The 23,878-nt window shown below is 36.1% G+C and carries 13 protein-coding genes; 9 read left to right on the forward strand and 4 right to left on the reverse strand.

Annotated features, from left to right (window positions below; all coding sequences use genetic code 11):
- Positions 1 to 51: 51 nt before the first annotated feature.
- Both GXM16_RS03815 and GXM16_RS03820 read right to left on the reverse strand, forming a co-directional pair.
- Positions 52 to 1,332, reverse strand: a complete 1,281-nt coding sequence (locus GXM16_RS03815; RefSeq protein ID WP_163392873.1) for an acetyl-CoA C-acetyltransferase — start codon at positions 1,330 to 1,332, stop codon at positions 52 to 54.
- 304 nt (positions 1,333 to 1,636) lie between these two features.
- A complete protein-coding gene (locus tag GXM16_RS03820; protein ID WP_163392875.1) occupies positions 1,637 to 2,239 on the reverse strand; it encodes an RNA polymerase sigma factor in 603 nt (200 codons plus the stop codon).
- Positions 2,240 to 2,519: 280 nt separating this feature from the next.
- Here GXM16_RS03820 and GXM16_RS03825 point away from each other — a divergent pair, with 280 nt between their 5' ends.
- From GXM16_RS03825 to GXM16_RS03865, 9 genes are all read left to right on the forward strand, one after another.
- Positions 2,520 to 3,671: a FecR family protein gene (locus GXM16_RS03825; RefSeq protein ID WP_163392877.1), complete on the forward strand. Its 1,152-nt coding sequence runs from the start codon at positions 2,520 to 2,522 to the stop codon at positions 3,669 to 3,671.
- A 226-nt stretch (positions 3,672 to 3,897) separates the two neighbouring features.
- Positions 3,898 to 7,485, forward strand: a complete 3,588-nt coding sequence (locus GXM16_RS03830; protein WP_163392879.1) for a SusC/RagA family TonB-linked outer membrane protein — start codon at positions 3,898 to 3,900, stop codon at positions 7,483 to 7,485.
- A gap of 17 nt (positions 7,486 to 7,502) precedes the next feature.
- Positions 7,503 to 8,909 carry a RagB/SusD family nutrient uptake outer membrane protein gene (locus GXM16_RS03835; protein WP_163392881.1) on the forward strand — a complete coding sequence of 469 codons (1,407 nt, stop codon included), beginning with the start codon at positions 7,503 to 7,505 and terminating at the stop codon, positions 8,907 to 8,909.
- Between the two features lie 68 nt (positions 8,910 to 8,977).
- Positions 8,978 to 10,168: a TlpA disulfide reductase family protein gene (locus tag GXM16_RS03840; protein ID WP_163392882.1), complete on the forward strand. Its 1,191-nt coding sequence runs from the start codon at positions 8,978 to 8,980 to the stop codon at positions 10,166 to 10,168.
- 32 nt (positions 10,169 to 10,200) lie between these two features.
- The gene (locus GXM16_RS03845) at positions 10,201 to 11,334 is read left to right on the forward strand and encodes a TlpA disulfide reductase family protein (RefSeq protein WP_163392884.1); all 1,134 of its coding nucleotides are present in this window, start codon (positions 10,201 to 10,203) and stop codon (positions 11,332 to 11,334) included.
- An 88-nt stretch (positions 11,335 to 11,422) separates the two neighbouring features.
- A complete protein-coding gene (locus tag GXM16_RS03850) occupies positions 11,423 to 14,215 on the forward strand; it encodes a M16 family metallopeptidase (protein WP_163392886.1) in 2,793 nt (930 codons plus the stop codon).
- A gap of 112 nt (positions 14,216 to 14,327) precedes the next feature.
- The gene (locus tag GXM16_RS03855) at positions 14,328 to 16,337 is read left to right on the forward strand and encodes a protein-disulfide reductase DsbD family protein (RefSeq protein ID WP_163392888.1); all 2,010 of its coding nucleotides are present in this window, start codon (positions 14,328 to 14,330) and stop codon (positions 16,335 to 16,337) included.
- Positions 16,338 to 16,360: 23 nt separating this feature from the next.
- Complete coding sequence (locus GXM16_RS03860; protein WP_163392890.1) at positions 16,361 to 17,860, forward strand: aminotransferase class V-fold PLP-dependent enzyme; 1,500 nt, start codon at positions 16,361 to 16,363, stop codon at positions 17,858 to 17,860.
- A 211-nt stretch (positions 17,861 to 18,071) separates the two neighbouring features.
- Positions 18,072 to 18,713, forward strand: a complete 642-nt coding sequence (locus GXM16_RS03865) for an NrtR DNA-binding winged helix domain-containing protein (RefSeq protein WP_163392892.1) — start codon at positions 18,072 to 18,074, stop codon at positions 18,711 to 18,713.
- A gap of 214 nt (positions 18,714 to 18,927) precedes the next feature.
- Here GXM16_RS03865 and GXM16_RS03870 read toward each other — a convergent pair whose 3' ends face one another.
- Together GXM16_RS03870 and GXM16_RS03875 are read right to left on the reverse strand one after the other, a co-directional pair.
- Entirely contained in the window at positions 18,928 to 20,664 is a 1,737-nt protein-coding gene (locus GXM16_RS03870; protein WP_163392894.1) for a RagB/SusD family nutrient uptake outer membrane protein, read from the reverse strand.
- A gap of 28 nt (positions 20,665 to 20,692) precedes the next feature.
- Positions 20,693 to 23,872, reverse strand: a complete 3,180-nt coding sequence (locus GXM16_RS03875) for a SusC/RagA family TonB-linked outer membrane protein (RefSeq protein WP_163392896.1) — start codon at positions 23,870 to 23,872, stop codon at positions 20,693 to 20,695.
- Positions 23,873 to 23,878: the final 6 nt, after the last annotated feature.

Below are 23,878 nucleotides of genomic sequence, written 5' to 3' on the forward strand. Positions count from 1 at the left end.
CTTTTTTTAAAAGCTTAAGAGAAGTATTACTTAAACATGAAAACTGACATTTCATTTTTCAATAATCATTGTAATTCCCTGTCCGCCTGCCGCACAAATTGAAATAAAGCCTCTTCCGGATCCTTTTTCGTTTAATAATTTTGCCATAACACCAATAATCCGGCCTCCGGTTGCTGCAAACGGATGTGCTGCCGCAAGACTGCTTCCTTTTACATTTAGTTTTTCACGGTCAATAGGTCCTAATGCTTTTTTCAAGCCTATTTTTTTGCTGAGTTCCGGGCTTTCCCAAATTTTCAGGGTGGCTAAAACCTGTGCTGCAAAAGCTTCGTGAATTTCATAATAGTCAAAATCCTGTAAAGTCAATCCGGATTTTTCGAGCATTCTGCTGGCTGCAAATAATGGAGCTAATAAAAGGTTTTGCTGGTTTTTTACGTATTCAATCGCAGCTACTTCGGCAAAAGTTATATAAGCTAAAATTGGAAGTCCGCGTTCTTTAGCCCATTCTTCGGTGGCTAAAAGAATACAGGAAGCGCCATCTGTAAGAGGAGTTGAGTTTCCAGCCGTTAAAGTTCCGTTTACTTTATCAAAGGCAGGATTTAATTTGGCTAATTTTTCAATAGTGCTGTCTTTCCTCAGGTTATTGTCTTTTTCGAGTCCGTTAAACGGAGTAATCATATCATCAAAAAAGCCTTCATCATAGGCTTTTGCCATATTCAAATGACTTTTAAGAGCCAGATTATCCTGATCTTCCCGGGATATTTTATAATATTTTGCAGTTATTTCTGTATGTCCGCCCATCGAAAGTCCGGTTTGGGATTCTTCATTTCGGGGAACCAATGGAGCTAAATCTTTTGGTCGGAGTTTTAAAAATAATTTGATTTTTTCGCCTAATGATTTCGCTTTTCTGGCGTTCAGTAAAATTTTCCGTAGTTTTTCGCTCACGGCAATTGGCATATCACTAATAGAATCGACACCTCCGGCAATACCGGATTCAATTTGTCCCAAAGCAATTTTATTGGCAATATAAATGGCACTTTCAATTCCTGTGTCGCAGGCTTGCTGTAAATCGCAGGCGGGAGTAGCAGGATCGAGAGTTGTTTTCATGACACATTCCCTCATCAGATTGCTGTCATATGTATGTTTGATAACTGCACCGCCAACTACTTCGCCTAATAGCTGCCCGCTTAAATTGTATTTATCAATAAGCCCGTTTAAGGCCGCGGTCATCATTTGCTGATTTCCAACTTCGGCATAGGCTGTATTGGCTCTTGCAAACGGAATTCGGTTATAACCTACAATAGCTACTTTTCTAATGGTATTGGGAGTACTCATATCTCGATTTTTATGACAATTTAATATTTCCAAAGATTAAAGATAAGCAGGAATTTCTAAATTTTACCCGAAACCAGAAAAGGATTAAATTACTTTTTCAATAAAGGATAAGCTGAGAGGTGTAATTATTCAAAACGTCAGTTCGAGTGTTTTTTGTGTAGAGAAACGGAACAAAAAATGTATCGAGAACCGTTTTTGATAATAATTTTTCTGTTCTCGATACAATCCCGATGAAAAATCAGGATTACTCGAACTGACGAAAAATCATCATTAAAAACTAATTGTGTTAAAAGATATTCGATTTTTAGTTCAACCGTAGTTTTTTCTTTTTTCCGAAAAGCAAAAGCAAAACTGTTTTAACCTTTTCTTCAAGTGATGAACGCAGAATTGAAAATGCCTTTGTAATCTGCGCTTCAACCGTTTTGATTGACACATCAAGATGTTCAGCAATTTCAATATTGGTTAAACCTTCCTTTTTACTCAAAATAAAAACTTCTTTGCATTTAGGAGGCAAACTTTCTATCTCTTTATTTACTACCTTTAATACACGCTGAAATGATTCGGAGTCATCTTCAAGAACAACTGAATTTAAAGCATCGTAATAAGTTTTTTCAAGAGAAAACAGCGATTGGTTTTTTCGGTATAAATCAATGAATTCATTATAAACCAATTTATAAAGAAAGCTTTTGATGGAATGGTCTGATTTTAATCGTATGCGCTGTTCCCACACTTTTATAAATACATTTTGAACAATGTCTTCTGCGCTGTAAATGTTTTTTACCAGGCTGTTGGCGTAAACACAAAGTTTATGATGATAGTTGTCAATTAGAAAAGTATAAGCCCTTTCGTCTCCGTTTCTCAGAGATTCAATTAGTATCTCGTTTTCGTTGTAATCATCAGTTTTCATAGTAACAAATATATAGATTTATAATTTTTCATGTTTACATTTTGAGGTGCATTTCGTAAAAAAGCCTCACTTTTTCTGTTTTCTATTTGAATTTTATTACAAATAGAAAAGTGATAAAACGCAAAGATAAAGCTTTTACTTCTTTAATTCTATCAAATTTATATAGTTTTGTGAAGGAAAACACTTGTGAAAAATAAAAAAATCACTAAAATCAAAAAAACTTTATCAAATTGTTAGGGTTTTGCTTTTTGGCTTCGTAATAATATTAAAAAAAGATGCAATGACAGTAAAAAAGTCAGAACGATTAATGGTGAAATTTATCACCAATCAGGCCAGTCAGGATGAAATTGAAATGCTGACAGAATGGTTAAAGGATGAAGAAAACCAAATTGTGTTTAAGGATTTTGTAAAAACCAATTATGCAATTGATACGGCTATGAATAATTTTGATTCAACTGAAGTAAGAAAACAGCTGGCAGAAAGAATTCAGAAAGAAAATAGTGTTTTTTATAAGAGAAGATTTTCTTCTTATTATAAATATGCGGCGATTTTGATTATCGCTTTAGGCGGATTTTATTTTTATAAAAATTCGAATAACTCGACATCAAAACAAAATGTAGTTATTCCGAGGGAGGATGAAATTGTTTTACAGCTGGATAATAATTCGGAAGAAGAAATTGATACCGCTGATACCCGAAATCTGACTGATAAAGACGGAAACATCATTGGAAGACAGGAAAAAAACAGGCTGGTTTATAATAAAGCTTATGCTGATGGTAAATTGATTTACAATTCGATTAAGATTCCGTACGGTAAAAAATTTGAGATACAATTATCAGACGGAACCATTGTACATCTGAACGCCGGAACTTCATTGAAATATCCGGTTCAGTTTCTGAAAAATCAGGGAAGGCAGGTATTTTTAACGGGCGAAGCTTATTTTGAAGTTGCAAAAGATAAGTCACATCCGTTTACGGTAGATGCTCAGGAAGTCAGCGTTGAGGTATTGGGAACCCGATTTAATGTAGATACGTATATGGATAATGCCAGTACCAATGTTGTATTAGTTGAGGGAAAAGTTTCGCTTTATAAAGGTCAGAAAACAAATGAAAATCAGGTGTATTTAAAACCGGGTTCGAGGGGTTCAAATATAAAAGGACAGTCTGTAATTAGAATTGATGAGGTGAATACAGATTATTACACCGCCTGGGTAAAAGGAAGCTTAGTATTTAAAAATGATTCATTTGCTGATATTATCAAAAAACTCGAACGCAGATATAATGTGACTTTTATCAACAGAAATAAAGAGTTGGGGAGAGAAATTTTCAATGCGCGCTTTGATAATGAACCGATTGAAGTTGTTCTGAAATATTTCAGCGACAGTTATGCGATTGATTATACTATTGACAGAGATAAGATCACTATTAAATAACAATTACAATATCAAAATTCAATATCAAAAAGCAATGGCAATGTCAAAAGTCAATGATAATAAAAATAACAATAAAAAATAGCAATAAACAATTTTCACGCCTATGTAACAAAAATCCAAACCGAAGGATTGTTATCTAAAAAAAACCGGAAAATGCGCCAACATTTCCCGGCAAATAAGATGCGATCAGTAATTAACCAATCACACTAAAAAACATTTTAAAAGTATGAAAAAACTATTGAACAAAATCAGGTTTGACAAGCCTTTTTTGAAATTCGATTTGAAGATGAAATTGACGACATTATTATTATTAACCACTTTATCTGTTATGCAGGCAGGTGTGACCTATTCTCAAAAGGCCAGACTTTCTTTCAGTGCCAACAACATGACAGTTGGAAAAGCAATTGAAAAGCTCGAATATACCAGTGATTACAGATTTGTATATAACGTAAGATCGGTAGATTTAGACCGCAAAATAGATGTTAATTTAACTAATGCTTCTATTGAAACGATACTGAATACCATTTTTAAGGATTCAGGAACCGATTTTAAAGTGAGCGGATCCCATATTGTTTTAACCCCTAAAAAAGCACCGGTTGAGAAACCTGCGCCGGTAAAAGAAGTGCAGGATTTCATAGTAAAAGGTAGAGTTACAGATGAAAAAGGAATGCCATTAGTAGGTGCAGCAATTTCGGATAATGGTTCCGGAAGAGGTGTTCAGACTGATTTTAACGGTGACTATCAAATTATAACTGTGGGAAGCGAAACCACTTTGGCTTTTGCTTATTTAGGATACGTAAGACAGGAAATAAAAGTAGCAGGAAGAAGCGTTATCAATGTTGTACTGAAAGAAGATGTTCAGGAATTAGAAGGAGTGATTTTGACTACTGGATATCAGAATATTACGGCAGAAAAAGCAACAGGAGCTTATTCAAGTTTAAAAGCAAAGGATTTTCAGGAACAGCGTTTAAGCAGTTTAAACTCAATTTTAGAAGGTCGTATTGTAGGGTATCAGGATGGTAAAATTCGTGGAACTACTACTATGACAGGAACAACAACTCCGCTATATGTTATTGATGGATTCCCGGTTGAGAATACAAAATTAACCCCGTTTTCTAATCTTGACGAAAATGTGCCCAACCTGAATTTAGAAGATATTGAAACCATTACTGTTTTAAAAGATGCAGCAGCTTCCTCGATTTACGGAGCACGTGCTGCCAATGGGGTGGTTGTAATTACCACTAAAAAAGCCAAAGCGGGAAAAACAAATATTTCGTTTTCAAGCAACCTAACAGTTACACCTTACAGAAACTACACAGGAAACCTTACTGATGCTGCCGATATTATTGGTTTAGAAAAAGGCTGGGCAGCAGGAAACCCTAATTTACAGGGCGCAAATGCAGGCACTTATGCAAAGTCATTATTAAGCAATGCTGTATTTACAAGTTTAGGAATGCAGACGATCTTAAACGGATATGCCGGAAATATTTCGCAGACAGAAGCCAATAACCGCTTAAACTCTTTAGCAGGACAGGGTTATAAATATTTTGATGATATTGCCAGATATGCAAAGCGTGACCAATTTTTAATGCAGCACAACGTGAGCTTAGGTAAAGCTACTGAAAACAATACTTTTAATGCCTCTTTGACCTATAGAAACAATCAGCTTGAAGATATTTATTCAGAAAATGAGTCAGTTGGTATTAACTTAAAAAATACAACCCAGATTAACAACTGGCTTTCTTTGGATTTAGGAACTTATATTAATTATGGTAAGGGAGATACGCAGAGTTATTTTGCTTCGAGTCCGGATTTCATTTCAGGACCCGGATTTAAATATATGCCATACAATCAATTGGTGAATAACGACGGGACAAATTTTGTTTCTACAGCAGCATCCCGTTACAATGCTTTTACGCTTCAGTCTTTACAAAATTATGGTCTTTACAACATGGACATCACACCAATGGACGAGTTTGGAAGAAACCTGATTGAAAGCAAAAATTTCTTAAACAGAACGTTTGCTAAATTTAATGCAAAGATCAGCCGTGCATTTAATTACAACGTAATGTTCCAGTACGAATATGGTGCTGATCGTACAAGTCAGGTATTTGAAAAAGAATCCTACTATGTGAGAAGCAAAGTAAACGGTATGGTAACTGTTGTAAATAACAAACCGGTTTATAACCTGCCTTACGGAGACATTATAAAAGAAGCCAATCAGTATAATAACGCTTACAATTTCCGTCAACAGCTAAATTTCAATCAGACTTTTAATGAAAAACATGATGTATCTGCCATTGCAGGTATGGAAATTCGTCATACAAAACTAGAGTATACAGATAATACACGTTATGGTTACGACGACCAGACTTTAGGTTTTGCACCAGTTAATCAGGCTGACTTGCTTAAAGTATACGGAAGTGTGTTTGGCGGATCTATGACACAAAATGATTTTTCGTTAGAAAGAGAATTGATCAACCGTTATGTGTCGGTATACGGAACAGGTGGTTATACTTATGACGGAAAGTATTCTGCAACAGGGAGTTTGCGTTGGGACCGTTCCAATCTTTGGGGAACCGACAGTAAATATCAGAACAAACCAACCTGGTCAACAGGTGTGGCATGGAATATTGATAAAGAATCATTTTTTAAAGTTTCGTGGGTAGATGCGCTTAAAGTTCGTGCTTCTTATGGTATCGGTGGAAATATTGCTAAAAATTCAGCACCATATTTAACGGCTTATTACAACTCTAATTCAAACGTTGGAGGAAATCAGGGAAGCGTTAGTTCCAGACCAAATCCTGAATTATCCTGGGAAAAAACAACTACAACCAACATCGGATTAGATTTCGCATTATTCAAAAACCGATTAAGCGGTACAGTAGACTTTTACAACAAAAAAGGCGAAGATTTATTAGCGAGCAGTCAGGGAATTCCAACTGAGGGATGGGGATACTCTACTTATTATACCAATAATGGAGAAATGACCAACAAAGGGATCGAGGTTAGTTTAAGCGGAGCTATCGTAAAAACGCCTTCATTTTCATGGGATGCAACTGTTTTATATGCGTATAACAAAAATAATGTGGATAATGTAGATGTAGAAGCTCCTGTATATTTCTTACAGTTAGATTATCCTCAGGCTTTCCCAAGGGTTGGAACCAGTTTTAACTCTATTTATGGTTACAAATGGGCAGGCTTGAGCAATACAGGAGTACCTCAGGTATATGATGCTTCGGGAACTGCAGTGCAATATAACCCGGGTGAGATTGAGGCCATAAAAGACTTTGGTTCAACAGTTCCAACACACAGTGGATCTTTCCATACCTCTGCGAACTATAAAAACTTCTCACTTTCTGCACTTTTTATTTATGAGTTAGGGCATAAAGTAAGAAATACATTCCTGCCAATGTTAACCAATAACTACAATGGTGCTGCGGGCGGATATGTAACAGACATTACAGTGGTGAACAATAATATTGCTAACCGTTGGATGCAGCCAGGTGACGAGGCTTTTACAGATGTGCCAAGAGCTGTATATGAGTATGAAGCAGATTTCAATTCAGATTCCCGTACGATTTATTCGTATGCAGATATCAATATTCTGGATGCTTCAAATGTGAGATTAAGCAACATTTCATTGAGTTATCAATTGCCCAAAGATCTTATTCAGAGAGTGAAATTACAAAATGTACGTTTTAATCTGAATGCCGAAAATGTGTACACATGGGCCAAAAGCAGGGATGCTAAATACATGTTAGGTGGTTTTCAGTCTCCGAGTTTTGTCATGGGTGTAAATGTTAATTTCTAATTTATAAAGACGGGAAGATGAAAAATATATATAAAAAAATAGTGTGCTTGTTCGCTTTAGGATTGACTTTTGCGTCTTGCGAAAATTATTTGGACGATGCACCCAAAGGATCCAAAATACCTACAACATTAGCAGATTACGAAGCTTTTTTACGTGATGAATATACCAATCACAGAGTAAACATTACTGGCGCTTCACAACTGTTAAATGACCAGTATGTAACACTGGCTACGTTATCAAGTGACCGACTAATCAATGCCAATTATATGTGGGATCAGAATGCCGACAGAATTGCTTTGAAAGTATCTGATGAAACGACTTATTATGCAGGTTATCAGGCAATTTCGACTTTTAATTTAATTATCGAAAATGCATTAAACACAACAAATGCAACTGAAGCAGAAAAGAGAATTGTCTGGGCAGAAGCAAAAGTATTACGTGCCATGAATTACTTTAATCTGGTTAATTTTTATGCAGATACGTATGTTGCTTCTACGGCTACTACAAAATTATCTGTACCATTAATTACAAGTGCTAACATCAATGCACCAAGTAAACAGGTAACCATTCAGGAATTGTATGATTTTATTCTGAATGATGTTAAAGAAGCCCTGCCTTACCTTCCAAAAGTTTCCCAGACGGTTTTACATCCAAATCTGGGTACAGGTTATGCTTTTTATGCAAGGGTTTTTCTTCAGATGAACAATTATACAGAAGCTTTGAAATATGCAGATTTGGCACTGGCTGAAAACAATAAACTCTATGACTGGATTGCGTTTTATAATTCAAATAAAACCCTGATTGAAACTCCGGGTAATTACACCACATTTGTATCGCCAATGGGATATAATTACGTAGAGAATTATAATTATCGTCATGGGGCTATTGATTATTTGACCACAGAAAACAGTATTCCGGTAGAACGTGCACAGCGTTTTGAAGCAGGAGATGCACGTTTCCTTTCACGCTGGAAAACGTATACGGTTGGTGCTGAAACGTATTTTAGAAGAACCTTGTCAGGTGCTTTTAATTTTGGCGGTATTACAACTGTGGAAGTTTATCTGATCAAAGCAGAATGTCTGGCTCGTGATAATAAAATCAGTGATGCATTAGCTGTTTTGAATACTGTTCGTAAGACCCGTATTCTTCCGGTTTCTTATCAGGATATTTCGACTACAGACAAAACAACTGCTTTGAAAGCTATTTACAGAACAAAAAATAACGAACTTGTTAATACGCTGATTCCTTTTGCAGATGCACGCCGTTTAAATGCCGAAGGTGTTTATCCTGTGAGTTTCTCCAAAGTAGCCAGTGGAACAACATATACGTTACCATCGAACTCTCACATGTGGACAATGCCTTTCCCACAAGGGGCTGTAAAAAATCCGGGTAACGGAACGATTACTCAAAACGTAGCAAAATAAAAATCCCAAAGCTTCCTGATTAGGAATGTTGTCTGAAAAGGAAGCTTTCACTTAAAATATCAATCAAAATGAAAACAATTAAATTTAAAATTTTAGCATTGTGCGCTTTATTAATGGTTTCTTATAATCATGAAGCACAAACAAAAAAAGCAGCTCCGGCATCTTATACCCTCGAAGGAAATATTACAGGTTTGGAGAACGGAATGGCTGTAAAACTTCTTCCGGGAGCAACGCATGATTCTGAAAAACCAGTTGCAGAAACAACTGTAAAAGACGGAAAATTTACTTTTGCCGGAAAATTAAATGAACCTCGTTTATTTTTATTAGTATTTGGAGACAATAAAGGTTTTATACAGGTATTGGTTGAAAATTCAAAAATTAAAGTAACTGCTACTGCCGAAAATTTTAAAGAAGAAGGAGGAAGAATTGAATTTAAAAACAAAGTAATTTCAGGTTCAAAATCAAACGATTATTTTGTAAAAGAAACAGCTTTTAGAGAAGAATTAGAAAAAGACTACCAGGCTTATCATGCAGGAATTGATGAATTAAGCAACATTGTTGGTAAAGCCAGAAAGGAGAATAACAAGAAATTGCTGGATTCTGTTTACAATACGCCACAATGGAAAAAATTTGAAGCAGATGAAAAAGCCTTTTTTACAAAAGTAGAAAAAACAACAAAAGACCTTATTGCAAAACACAAAACAAACTGGTGGGGAGCACTTTTTATGATGACACAATATTCGTATTTAACTCCGGACCAAAAACCTGAATTTGAACAGCTTTCAGAAGTTGCTAAAAAAAGCTACTACGGACAATTGGTTGACAAAGAAATCAATCCAAAATCATTGATTGGAACCAGCGTTGCTAATTTTCAACTAAATGATAAAGACGGAAATGCCAAGAGTGTAAAAGACATTGTTTCGGGCAAAAAATACATACTGATCGATTTTTGGGCTTCCTGGTGTGGACCTTGCCGTAAAGAAATTCCAAACCTTAAAAATGCTTATACAGCTTATGCTGACAAAGGATTTGAAGTGCTGAGTATTTCTATTGACAAAGACCAAAAATTGTGGTTAAAAGCCTTAGGACAGGAGAATATGCCATGGCCAAATTTGTATGATGATGACAAGGTGAGCAAAGCTTTTAATGTAAAAACAATTCCGGCCACTTATCTCGTAGATAATAAAGGAGTTATCGTTTCTGATAATTTACGTGGAGAAGCTTTAGAAGCAAAATTAAAAGAGTTATTGAAGTCTTAATCTGAATTATTTCAAAAATAAAAAATATCAACATGAAAAGTACCATTTTAAAATCGGGTTTAGCTGCCCTAGCAGTTGCTGCCATTATCGCTTCCTGTTCTAAAAAAGAGGAAGGTTTTACAATCACCGGAAATATTCCGGGACAAAAAGACGGAATGATTTATCTGGAGTTTCAGGATGGCGACCAGTCTATCGTGAAAGATTCTGCTAAAATAGTCGACGGTAAATTTACCTTTGCAGGAAAAGTGGAAGAGCCTTTGCGATACAGTATCAAGCTAAAAGGACAGGAATACGGGAAAGTTTTTGTTTTAGGTAATGAAACTATTGCATTTACCGCTCATAAAGACACCATTTACAATGCAAAACTGGCCGGAGCAATTCAGGATTCTATTTATACTTCGTATTACAAAAATGAATTCAAAAAGATTCAGGATGTTGCAGGACCAATTTATAAATTATCAGATTCATTGTCGCAAAAAGGGAAAGTAAAACTTACTGCTGAGCAGCAAACTATGATGGATAAAAAATGGAAGGATTTGCAGACTCTGGCAGACGATCTGACTTTCAAATTTATCAAATCACACAAAGATCAGCTTGCAGGCGCATTGGTTTTAGACGATCGTTTGGTAACCTACGGAACTCCGGAACAGGTAAAAGAATATTTTGCTGTTTTAAGCCCGGAAGTACAAAAATCTTATTTTGGTAAAAAAATAAAAGAAGGAATCGAACTTAACAATAAAACAGCCATTGGTGTTGCAGCTCCGCAATTTTCACAAACAGATGTGAACGGAAAAGTGGTTAAACTTTCAGATTATAAAGGAAAATATGTACTGGTTGACTTTTGGGCAAGCTGGTGTGGCCCATGCCGAAAAGAAAATCCAAATGTAGTTTTAGCCTACAAAACTTACCATGACAAAGGCTTTGAAGTTTTAGGCGTTTCATTAGATGATAAAAAGAATCTTTGGGAAAAAGCAATCGCAAAAGACGGTCTTACCTGGACGCATGTTTCTGATTTGAAAGGCTGGAAAAATGAAGCTGCTGTTTTATACGGTGTAAAATTAGTTCCAACCAATTATCTGATCGGACCTGATGGAAAAATCGTGGCTAAAAACCTTAGAGAAGCTGAACTTCAGTCCAAACTGAAAGAAATTTTCAGCAAGTCATAAAAACTTTTAAACACATAGAAATATACTATTTTCTATATTTCTATGTGTTTAAATTATCATTTATATTCTTTTTAAAAATATCAAACAAATGAAAAAATACATTTTTCTGGGCTATTGCTCTCTGGCTTTCTGTACGCTTGTTTCTGCGCAGAGCAAATCGGTTAACTTTAAAAAAATCAAAGAATTAGGCGGGATAGAAGAATATTTATACCAGCCGAACGGTATGAATGTATTGCTTTTGCAGGATAATGCTTCTCCGGTTGCAACTGTACAAATCGTGTATCGTGTTGGCTCAAAGCATGAAGTTTTAGGAAACACGGGGTCAACGCATCTTCTGGAGCATTTAATGTTTAAAGGAACGCCAACTTTCAATAAAAAAAGCGGAACTACGATTACAGATGTGCTTCAAAATACAGGTGCTCAGTTAAATGCCACAACCTGGTACGACAGAACGAATTATTTTGAAACGCTTCCAAGTGATAAAATCGGATTGGCATTGCAAATCGAAGCCGACAGAATGCGTAATTCTTTATTGACCAAAGAAGATAAAGAAGCAGAAATGACCGTTGTCCGCAATGAATTTGAACGTGGAGAAAACGATCCGAACAGTTTACTGGATAAAGAAATCTGGGCTTCGGCTTACATTGCGCATCCGTACCATCATTCTACAATTGGCTGGAAATCGGATATTGAAAAAGCGCCAATTGAGGTTTTACGTAATTTCTATAATACCTATTACTGGCCTGATAATGCGACTTTAACCATTATTGGTGATTTTAAAAAAGAAAATGTATTTGAATTAATCGAGAAATATTTTGGCGGAATCACAAAAGCACCGCACACTTTGCCACAACCTTATACTGAAGAACCGGAACAATATGGACCGCGAAAAATTATTGTTAAAAAACCGGGCGAATTAGGGGTAGTGAATAAAGCCTATAAAATTCCGGGTGCTTTACACGAAGATTTACCTGCTCTGAATATTTTGGGCGAAATAATCGGAGCAGGACCTTCGGCAATTTTGAATAAAACTTTTGTAGATACCCGTATGGGAATTTATTCATACGCAAGTGCAACGAATTTTAAAGAAGTAGGTCTTTTTACGATTGGAGTTGGTTTTCCAACCACTTCAAAACATGAAGATATAGAGGCTAAAATAAACGAAGTTGTGGCTAAAATTCAAAAAGAAGGCGTTACTCAGGATGAGGTAAACCGGGTTGTTGCCAAAATTAGTGCACAGACTATTTTAGCCCGTGACGGTTCGGGCGTTATTGCTTCAGAATTGAACGAAGCTATTGCGTCAGGCGACTGGACAGATTTTGTAACAGGAGTAGACCGCTTGAAAAAAGTAACACCGGCTGATGTTTTGCGTGTGGCTCAAAAGTATTTAGTGGAAGATCAAAGTACAACAGGCTATTTTATTCCGAAACAATCCGGAACTCAAAATCAGGATACAGCGCAGGCAAAGAATTTTATGCCAGAAAACGAGCCGTTTTATTACAGACATCCGGAACATAATGATGCTGAAAAAGCTTTTGAATATGAGAATTTTGAAGGAGAAACAACATTAGCAACAATATCAGCAGAAGATCATAATGCAATTGAAAAAGTGACTTCAGCTTACAAAAGAGAAAAAGTAGCGGGAATTGACGTAGTTTCTGTAAAAACATCTGCTAAGGATTTTGTTACCGTTGCAGCCAGTATTTCATTAGGAAATTTCATTAATGAAACCAAAAATCCGATGATTTCTTCTTTGACAGCTTCGATGCTTTCAAAAGGAACTACGCTGAATGATAAATTCAAATTCTCTGAAAAATTGCAAAAATTAGGGGTGAATCTGAATGTAAGTGTTTCAACAACTAAAATAAACATTGGTTTTAAATGTCTTAAAAAAGATCTGGATCAGGTTATTGTTTTATTGGCCGAAGAAATTCGTAATCCTTTATTTGACCAAAAAGAATTCGATAACCTGAAACAACAGTACACAGGAAACACTCAGCAAAGCCTAAATGATCCAGGTGAAAGAGGCGAAATTGCGTTGTCTCAGGCGATTTATCCAAAAGGAAATCCAAATTACAGTTTAAGTGTTGAAGACAATTTAAATAACATCAAAAATGCTACTCTGGATGAGGTAAAAGCATTTCATAAAAAATACTTCGGACCGGCTTCGATGCATTTGGTAATTGTGGGAGATACAGAAGGTGCCAATTTGAATGCTTCTTTGAAAAAATCATTCAAAAACTGGAATGGCGGTGTTTCTGAAACTTTAAAATTTGAAGATGCTGTAAAAGTAGCTCCTAAAACAGAAGTAGTTACCATCGCCGAAAAACCAAGTGCCGAATTATACATCGGGCAATACACAGGTTTAAAAAGAGCCGATGCCGATTATATTCCGTTTTACATTGCAAACTATACCTTAGGAGCCGGTTTTGCTGGTCGTTTGATGCAGACTGTTCGTGATAATGACGGTTTAACATACAGCATTTCATCCGGAATGGGAGGAAATATTACTACAGGCGGTTATTGGATGGTAAATGCTTCTTTCAATCCAAATTTATTTCAAAAAGGACTGGATGCAACTATGGTTCAGGTGGATAAATGGGTAAAAGACGGAATTACAGCGACTGAATTGGAGAACAAAAAAACAAATTTGATTGGAAGTTTTAAAGTTGGAATGTCCACTACAAACGGAATGGCGAGAACGATTTTGAGTTTTGTAGAAAGAGGTTTAGAGCCAAATTACATTGAACAATATCCGAATGATATTGAGAAAGTGACTTTGAAACAGGTTAATGATGCGATTAAAAAATACATTCAGTTAGATAAAATGATCATCATCAAAGCAGGTTCACTTGACAAAGACGGAAATCCTTTAAAATAAGCTATTCAGTCTTTCATTTTTACAAAATCATGATTAGTTAATTATTTTGTTGAAAGGCCTAAAGAGCTGTTTTCGGACAGCTCTTTTTTTAAAATATCAAATCAAAAATCCAATGAAAAATAGCATAATAACCTTCATGCTGCTGCTGAGTGCGGGCATGTTTGGGCAGATGTATAATCCCGTAAAATGGAAAACTTCTGCAGAACAACTTTCAGAAAAAGAATATCTTTTAAAAATTCAGGCCGAAATTCAGTCAGGCTGGCATTTATATGGACAATATATCGAAGAAGGAGGACCGTCGAGAACTGCTTTCACTTTTAAAAATCCGAATAAAAATTTCGAATTAATAGGTAAAACAACAGAAGAAAAAGGACATGAAGTTCAGGATAAAATTTTCGACATGAAGATTAAATATTTTGAAGGAAAGGCTCTTTTTACCCAAAAAATCAAAGTTATTTCAGGTTCCATAACAACTCTCAATGCTGAGGTTGAATTTATGGTTTGTGATGACAGTAATTGTTTACCGCCGTCTTCAGAAGAATTGGTTTTTAAAATTCCGGCTTCAAAAGTGGATGTAGCCGAAGAAACCGCTACTGCAAAAATTGATACAGCTTCGATTAAGAATGATACAGCAGCAGTAAATGAAACTCCGAGTCTTAAAGAAGAAAAATCTCCGGAAGTAGCCGATACAACACCAAAATCCTCAAAAGGATTATGGAGTATTTTTATCATTTCTTTTCTTTCAGGTTTCGCGGCTTTGCTGACACCTTGCGTTTTTCCGATGATTCCGATGACTGTAAGTTATTTTACCAAACAAAGTAAAACAAAAGCGGCTGGAATTAGAAATGCCCTGATTTACGGGTTCTCAATCGTCATTATTTATGTTTTATTGGGCTCAATTGTAACCGCGGTTTTTGGTGCCGATTCGCTGAATGCGCTTTCAACAAATGTTTGGTTCAACCTTATCTTCTTTATTTTACTGGTTGTTTTTGCCTGTTCATTTTTAGGTGCTTTCGAAATCATGCTGCCGAATGCATTGGCGAACAAAGTCGATTCACAGGCAGACAGGGGAGGACTGATCGGGATTTTCTTTATGGCGCTGGCTTTGGCGATTGTATCATTCTCCTGTACAGGTCCAATTGTTGGGACATTGTTGGTTGAAGCAGCTTCAAAAGGAGGAATCGCTCCAATTGTCGGAATGTTAGGATTTTCGATTGCGATTGCTTTGCCGTTTTCATTATTTGCAGCTTTTCCGGGCTGGCTGAATGCTTTGCCAAAATCCGGAGGCTGGCTGAATACGGTAAAAGTGGTTTTGGGTTTTTTAGAATTGGCTTTAGCCTTTAAATTTTTATCGAATGCCGATTTGGTTTTACAGCTTCATTGGCTGGAAAGAGAAGTTTTTCTGGCTATCTGGATTGCCGTTTTTGGGGCTTTGGCCTTTTATTTATTCGGAAAAATTACCTTGCCGCATGATTCGCCTTTAAATCATATTTCTGTTGGAAGATTAAGCCTTGGATTAGTTGTTTTAGCATTTACTATTTACCTGATTCCCGGACTTTGGGGTGCACCTTTAAAATTAATCAGCGGATTTCCTCCGGCAATGCATTATAGCGAATCTCCGGATGGATTTGGATCTAAAAGTGAATCTTCAGCAAAAGCACCTTTGCCTGAAGGAGCAGAATATGGTCCGCACAATATCATTACTTTTCATAATTATGACAAAGGAATGGAGTTTGCTAAAAAAGCAGGAAAGCCAGTATTGCTTGATTTTACGGGATATGCCTGTGTGAACTGCCGAAAAATGGAAGAACTGGTTTGGTCAGACCCTAAAGTTTTAGGTGTTTTAAACAATGATGTGGTATTGATTTCACTGTACGTTGATGATAAAAAAGAATTGCCTGAAAACGAGCAGTATGTTTCTGAAACTACCGGAAAGAAAATCAAAACGATTGGGAATAAATGGAGCGATCTGCAGATTAAAACCTATAAAGCCAATGCACAGCCATTTTATGTAATTGTAGATCATAAAAGTGCCAATCTGACTGAGCCTTCTGCTTACAATCCTGATATTACAGCCTATTACAACTGGCTTCAAAGCGGAATTAAAAATTTTAAAAAATAAGCTGTTTTAAAAGAAATTAAAGGATGAATACTATTCTGAACAAAATTGAGACAACGCAATTAGAACAACATTTTTCAAAGTTTAGAGGCAACATAATTGGGGTGAACCATACTTTCGAATCGGTTTACGGAACGCAAAAATTACGTTATGCCGACTGGATTGCCAGCGGAAGACTGTACATTCCGATTGAAGATATTATGCTCAATAAGATAGGTCCGATGATTGCCAATACACACTCTTTTTCAAGTGAAACAGGCAAAGCATCGACTTATGCTTACCAACATGCCCGACAACTAATCAAAAAGCATGTTAACGCCCATGAACAAGATGTTTTGGTAACAACCGGAACTGGAATGACGGCTGCCCTGAATAAGCTGCAGCGTATTATGGGATTGCGTTCTGCTGATAATATTTACAATGTTGACCTGAAATATGATGATGAACGACCGGTAGTTTTTATTACACACATGGAACACCATTCGAATCAGGTTCCATGGTATGAAACCATTGCTGACGTGGTGGTTTTGCCTGCCGGCGAAAATAATCTGGTTGATTCGAAAATACTTGCGGTTGAACTTAAAAAATATGAAAATAGAACTTTGAAAATCGGTTCTTTTACAGCATGTTCTAACGTTACCGGAATTATTACACCTTATCATGAACTGGCAAAAATTATGCATCAGCATGGAGGTTATTGTTTTGTTGATTTTGCAGCTTCGGCACCTTACGTGAAAATCGATATGCATCCTAAAGATCCAGAAGAATGTTTGGATGCGATTTTCTTTTCTCCCCATAAATTTTTAGGAGGTCCGGGAACTTGCGGTGTTTTGGTTTTTAATGAAAAATTATACAATTCAAATTTTCCGGATAATCCCGGCGGAGGAAATGTAAAATATACTAATCCGTGGGGAGGGTATCATTACAGTGATGTTATAGAAATAAAAGAAGATGGCGGTACACCTGGTTTTTTGCAGGTCATGCGTACTGCTTTGTGTCTGGAACTCAAAGAAAAGATGGGAGTAGAGAATATTCATAACAGGGAAAAAGAGTTGTTGAAGCTTTGTTATTCAGAGCTTCAAAAAGTACATGGATTGTCTATTCTGGGCGATTTGAAAAATGAACGAATTGGCTGTGTTTCTTTTACAATAGAGAATATCCATTACAATTTAATCGTTCGCCTTTTAAATGACCGTTTCGGAATCCAGGTTCGTGGAGGCTGGTCCTGTGCGAGTACCTATGCACATTATTTGTTTGATATTGATGAAGAAGCTTCTCACGATATTACTAATGAACTCCTTCATAAAAATCTAAGCAATAAACCGGGCTGGGTACGTCTGTCGTTACATCCCACGATGACAAATGAAGAACTTTTGTTTATTTGTGATGCAATACAAAACGTGGCTCTGCATTATCAAGAATGGCAAAAAGAATATCAGTATAACCCGTCAACAAATGAATTTGAAGATCTTTTAGCAGTAGTGACGATTGCTGAAGATGTAAAGGAATGGTTTTGCTTAGACTAAGGCATTTTTTTAGAATATAAATTAAAGCACTCCCTTTTGGAGTGCTTTTTTTTTTTGAAAGAATTAAGATGTTATTTTAAACTTTTTTTAAGCGGCAATAATGACAGGACAGGACAGGACGGTTTAGTTTATTTAATAAAATATGTTTGTAATAGGATAATAAACTTTAATTGAAATATTATCTATTTTATTAATACAAAGGCGATTAGTTATGAATGAGGTCACAATTGATTGTGTAGTTTTCGGTTATGATAACGGAAGTTTGAAAGTACTCCTGGCAAGAGAAAATAAAGGAGTAGGGACAAAATGGGGGCTTATATCCGGTATTGCAAAAAATGTAAAGAAAGCAGATGAGGCTGCTATGGATTTATTAAATGAATTTGGTAATTTTGAAAATGCGTCCTTAAAACAGCTAACCGGAGCCGATGAAAATTCTCAAAGCTTACAATATTATACTGTCATTAATATCGAAGAACACAGAGTGAAATTCGGGCGAGTAGATTTATACCAAAGATGGTTTATGATTACAGAAGTTCCTGATTTAATTCAGGATCATAATTTAGTTTTAGATTACAGTTTGTATCAGTTAGAAACAAGTGTGCGGGAGTCTCCAATAGGTTTTACTCTTCTTCCTGAGAAATTTACAATAACAGAATTAATGAATCTTTACAAAGGAATTTTAGGAATAGAAACGGATAAAGAGAGTTTTAGCAGAAAATTTTTGAAGAAAAAAGTACTGGTTCCCTTAAAGGAAAAGAAAGAAAATGTATCTAAAGAGACAGATAAACTGTATAAATTTAATGCTGCTTTTTATGAAAAAAGGGCTTTTAGCGATTTTGCTTTAGATTTTTAATAGCCTAAAAAATAATCTTTTATAATAAAACCTCATTTGAAAACAGCTGCCCTAGCCCAGACAGGAACGGCATCCTTTGACTGCTTTCTTTAAGCAGGCAAAGATATAGTGGATGGCTGGATTAGCTCCTAAAAAAAAACCTTAGCTAATTATTTATGCTAAGGTTTTTTTAATAGAAATAGGTTGGGGAACTATTTCCTGGTTTTATAAAATATTACCATGTAAAAGGCAAATACCAATTATTAACATTCATTAATTTAGAACGTATTTCAGCAGCATTTGCATTTCCTTCCTTACTAAGTTTTTCATATACTTTATCAGCTAGAAAAGCAGGGTCATTTCGACGTAAAGAAATACGTACCAGGTCTTCCCAGCGATTTCCTTCATACGCTAATTCTAAAGCTGCTTCGTTAATGATATTATTTTCTATAGAAATCAAAGGATCTCCAACAATTTCAGCTCTTTGAAGTCTCGCACGACCGCGGATACCACCCCCACGGTGCCAGATTGCTCTAAAAGATGGGAAGTCACCCTGACGCGCATCAAAATCATATGGAAAAGGAAGTTTGGTTTGCTTAATATCTGTAGCATCACCAGTACTATTATTGTATCCTGCAGGGGTATAGGCTTCTTGTATACCAAAATTTAAAAGGGCATCAGCAATTTTATGTTGATTGTCTCTGTTGGCTGCTTCGGCATAACGCAGATGCAATTTGGCTGCACGGTATAAAAACCAGTCACCATCTGTTTTAAAGGTATTGGCTGCAGCTTCATACTTATAAATATATTTCATGATGACAGGTTCGCCACCCACCATTTTGTAAGTGAATTTTTGTCCACGTGCATCGTAAGGGAAACCATTGCTTTGTGTGTTACTTTGCCAAAGATCTATTGCTCGCTTAGATGGTTTTGCTAAATATTTCCCGCCTGTTTTTGAAAAAATTTCAATAAATGGATTTTTAGGGGCAAAATCACTATCAAAAGGTAATGACCAAATCCATTCTGTGTTCCACAATACATCTCTGTCTCTTCCAAAAATAGATCTCCAGCCTTGCGTATTGTTATCTACCAATGTTGTAGCATCCTGTTCGTAATATCTTAAATAGCCCACCGCCAAGTCATTGTTTGTTACAACTTCAGCATATTTAATTCTATACATGTCAACATCGTTTCTTGGAGTTCCGGTTTCCATTACATTTTTGTAATGCGTAGCTGCCTGTAGATAATTTCCTTTCCAGAGTTGTAAATCGCCCAATAAACATTCTTTATTGATAAAAAACTTCTCTGTGTTATAGCCGTCTACCGTTACTAGTAAGCTGCTTCCTGAGTCATATATTTTTTTATAAGTCAATCCCTCAGTAAACGTTACTAATTCATCCAGAAGCTCATTAAAAGAAAGCCTCGGGAATTTATTAATATTTTTAACATCCTCTATGTTTGCCAAAGGTTCCGTGATGTAAGGTACAGTACCATATTGAATTCCTAATTGTAAATAAATCCAGGAACGGATACAGGCAACATCAGCATAACGCTGTTCGTATTGTGATTGCGTAAATTTCTTTTGGGCAACCATAATGTCAAAGTTTTTAAGGGCGTCATTACAGTTCTGAATCACCAGATAGAAGTCTTTTGGGCTTACATATGGATTCTCTGCTGAAACATTTTGTTCTGAAAGTTCTTTTAAATAAGGATCAGAATTATTGGTTGTCGTCATTAAATCTGCACGCATTTCGTTAAGGATCACGTATTTTTTTGCAAGTCCCATGAATTTTCCATAAATCCCTATAACAGCAGCGTCAGCATCATATACATTACGGTACATTTGCTCTTCGGCTACTTTATCCTGAGGATCTACATCCAGATATTGCTCGCAAGAGCCAAGGCTCAGTAACAGTACTGATACCCATAACATGGCCTTGGTCGATTTTCTTGTTCTTATTGTTGTTGTCATTGGTCTGTTGTATGTTGTAATAATAATTTTAAAGCCCTAAGCGTAATCCAAGCTGATAGTTTGTAAACTGAGGAACCAGACCGATATCTGCACCCTGTCCAAAAATAGATGAGGTAGCGCTAAATTCAGGATCGTATCCAAGATATTTGGTGAAAGTAACCAAATTGTTGGCAGTAGCATACAGTTGAATATATTTTACATATTTACTATTCGTTGGTATATTATATCCTAATACTAAGGTTTTCAATCTTAAGTAAGAACCATCTTCAATCCATCTGTCTGAAAATTCTGCGTTGCCCATTGGATCTCCCCAGGCTGCTTTTGGCATATCTGTTTGCTGGCCTTCGGCTCTCCATCGGTTTGCAACAGCTATACTTTGATTTTCATATCCGCTCATTTTTTCAAGATTGTAACGTACTCCATTGTAAAGATCATTACCAACAGAGAAGTTAAACAATGCCTGAAGGCTAAATCTTTTGTAATTGAAATTTGTACTAAAACTTCCTATCACATCCGGATTCGGGTTTCCGATAACCATACGGTCTTTATCATCGATTACTTTGTCTCCGTTAACATCTGTAAAACGCATGTCTCCGCCGCTAAACGGAACTAAACTTCCATTTGTTAAGCGTCTTGATAATCCGTCAGCATTGGCTTCAGCTGTTGTACTGTATACTCCGTTACTGTTTAATCCGTAAAATAAATTGGCATCTTTGCCTACAGATGTTAAGTAAGTCGCTCCGCCAAATTGCGTAAGAATATCTCCGCTTGGTAAACTTTCTACTTTGTTTTTATAATGGCTTACATTAAGTCCAAAATCAAAAGTAAAGTCTTTAGTGTTGACAACACGGGTATTCAAAGCAACTTCAGTCCCATAGGTACGCATTGCACCACCGTTGGTAACTACATAATCAAATCCGCTTTCAGCAGCGATTGTTTCGTAGGTAATCATGTTGGATGTTTTATTACGATAATAATCCAAAGAAAGATTGATGCGTTCTTTGAACAAACCTAAATCCACACCTAAATTCTTTTTTAAAACGGTTTCCCATTGCAAATCAGGATTTCCAATATTACCACGAACCAAACCTTGCATTCCCAATAAATTTTGAGAAACATAATACGTTTGAGCGGTATAATTACCAATATCATCGTTTCCGCTAGTACCTACACCAACTCTAAGTTTAAGATAATCGATATCCTTTATATCTTTCATGAAATTTTCTGAAGATACTAACCAGCCTCCTGAAATGGAAGTCATCAAAGCATATTTGCTTTTTCCTGTTGATGCATCATCTCCAAAACGGCTGGAACCATCTACAGCATAACTTGCCGTTAAAAAATATTTATTACGGAAATTATAGTTTCCATTGGCATACATATTCATCCAGTTCGATTCGCCCAATGCTCCTCCAACCTGACGTAGCAAGTTGGAACCTGCTCCTACGCTTGTAAAATCATCAGTAGAAGAATTGTATCCTAAACCTAAATCACTTTCAGTTTTATTGGTTTGAGCCCTGAATCCAAAACGAACATCTAAATTATGATCATTATTAAAGTTTTTCAAGTAACTCGCAAAGGTATCTGTATAGAGACCGTTATAAATCTGAACTTCACTTCCTGATTGATTTTTTCCAATAGCAGTAGGTAAAATAAGATCTGCAACTCCCATATCAGGAAGAAAGAATGATTCTCTTTCCTTGTTATAATTCAAACCAACTACAGAAGTAATATTCCATGCTTTGTTTAAGGCATAGTTAAATTTTAAATTACCAAAAAAGCGATAGTTATTGTTCTTAGCAAATCCATTTGCCATGATAGCATTTGGATTACTAACATTGAAGTAGTCTGTATCGGCAAAATTAGGTGAAACTTCTCCTGTATCGCTAACATCATTATAAGTTAAAAAAGGAGATTTTGTCAATGCTAAATATAATGGGCTTGTTTTATAAGCAAAACCTTGATTCCACTGATTTTGCTGATTATTAATAAAGGAAAGATTAGCATCTACAGTTAATTTTTCTGTTAGTCGCAGCGCAGCATTTAAACGAACGCTATAACGTTTTGAATCTGTACCTTTAATAACTCCCTGGCTGTCTAAGTAGCCTACAGATAAACCAAACTTTGCAATATCGTCACCTCCACGAACTTTTAAGAAGTAATTTTGATTATAACTAGAGTTAAAAACCTGCTCCTGCCAATTGGTCTGGTTATGATATTTGTAATATCCAACAGAACCAATCTGATCATTCATGTAAGGTAAAGAAGCAACTTGCTCCTGAGACAAACCACGGCTTGATTCTAACTGAGAAACGTGAGTACGATAGGCATCTGCACCAAGCAAAGGCAATTCATCCGGAGTTTGATTAACCCCACCATACATCGTGAAATCAATTTTAGTTGATAACTCGCTGGCACGGGTAGTGGTAATGTTTATTACTCCGTTTGCTCCTTTGGTTCCGTATAAGGAAGTACCATCTTTAATAATCGTAACATCCTCAATATCTTTAACATCAATATTTGTTAAAGGAGAAGAACTGTTGTTTTGTATGATTCCGGATCCGTAATCTTCATCATCATAGATCATTCCGTCGACAATAATTAAAGGTCGGTTGCTTGCGTATAAGGAATTAAAACCTCTCAAAGCCAGATAACTTCCGGCGTTGGGGGCACCGGAATTTCTGACACTGTTCAGTCCTGTTGCTCTGCCCTGAAGAAATCCAGCTACAGATTCGGTTACAGAACTTGACCATTGATCTTTTTCGAAGTCAACTACATTGGCTGCATTCGTATTATTGTACTGCATGATATTACCGGATGGTAAATTAGCAATTTGATAAGCAGGAGAGTAGTTGGCTCCATTAAGCACTATTTCTAAACCTGATTTTCTGTTTTTAACAGCATAAACTTTGGTTTGAAAATCCTGACCGCTTATAGTAAGAAGTGCTTCTAAATTGGGTACTCCAATTTCAAAAGTACCGTCATCTTCTGTAATGGCTGCAGAAAATCCTTCGACAGTGATATTAATTCCTGATAGAGGTGCTTTAGTTTTCGCACTTTTAACAACACCCTGTACTAAAATTCCCTGTACTTTTTTCTGAGGAGCTGCTGCAGTTGAATCCTGAGCTTCCTGGGCGTATAATTGTGCTTCAAGACTACTGGCAAAAAAGAGACTTACAAGGCAAGTTAGTTTTATAATTTTTAACATAATTAA

It is taken from the genome of Flavobacterium limi, assembly GCF_010645075.1.
In the GTDB taxonomy this organism is placed as follows: Bacteria; Bacteroidota; Bacteroidia; order Flavobacteriales; family Flavobacteriaceae; genus Flavobacterium; species Flavobacterium limi.

Coding starts and splice junctions, on each gene's coding strand:
- GXM16_RS03830 (WP_163392879.1), top strand. CDS start 3,898: ATGAAAAAACTATTGAACAAAATCAGGTTTGACAAGCCTTTTTTGAAA.
- GXM16_RS03845 (WP_163392884.1), top strand. CDS start 10,201: ATGAAAAGTACCATTTTAAAATCGGGTTTAGCTGCCCTAGCAGTTGCT.
- GXM16_RS03820 (WP_163392875.1), bottom strand. CDS start 2,239: ATGAAAACTGATGATTACAACGAAAACGAGATACTAATTGAATCTCTG.
- GXM16_RS03855 (WP_163392888.1), top strand. CDS start 14,328: ATGAAAAATAGCATAATAACCTTCATGCTGCTGCTGAGTGCGGGCATG.
- GXM16_RS03850 (WP_163392886.1), top strand. CDS start 11,423: ATGAAAAAATACATTTTTCTGGGCTATTGCTCTCTGGCTTTCTGTACG.
- GXM16_RS03865 (WP_163392892.1), top strand. CDS start 18,072: ATGAATGAGGTCACAATTGATTGTGTAGTTTTCGGTTATGATAACGGA.
- GXM16_RS03870 (WP_163392894.1), bottom strand. CDS start 20,664: ATGACAACAACAATAAGAACAAGAAAATCGACCAAGGCCATGTTATGG.
- GXM16_RS03860 (WP_163392890.1), top strand. CDS start 16,361: ATGAATACTATTCTGAACAAAATTGAGACAACGCAATTAGAACAACAT.
- GXM16_RS03840 (WP_163392882.1), top strand. CDS start 8,978: ATGAAAACAATTAAATTTAAAATTTTAGCATTGTGCGCTTTATTAATG.
- GXM16_RS03815 (WP_163392873.1), bottom strand. CDS start 1,332: ATGAGTACTCCCAATACCATTAGAAAAGTAGCTATTGTAGGTTATAAC.
- GXM16_RS03835 (WP_163392881.1), top strand. CDS start 7,503: ATGAAAAATATATATAAAAAAATAGTGTGCTTGTTCGCTTTAGGATTG.
- GXM16_RS03825 (WP_163392877.1), top strand. CDS start 2,520: ATGACAGTAAAAAAGTCAGAACGATTAATGGTGAAATTTATCACCAAT.
- GXM16_RS03875 (WP_163392896.1), bottom strand. CDS start 23,872: ATGTTAAAAATTATAAAACTAACTTGCCTTGTAAGTCTCTTTTTTGCC.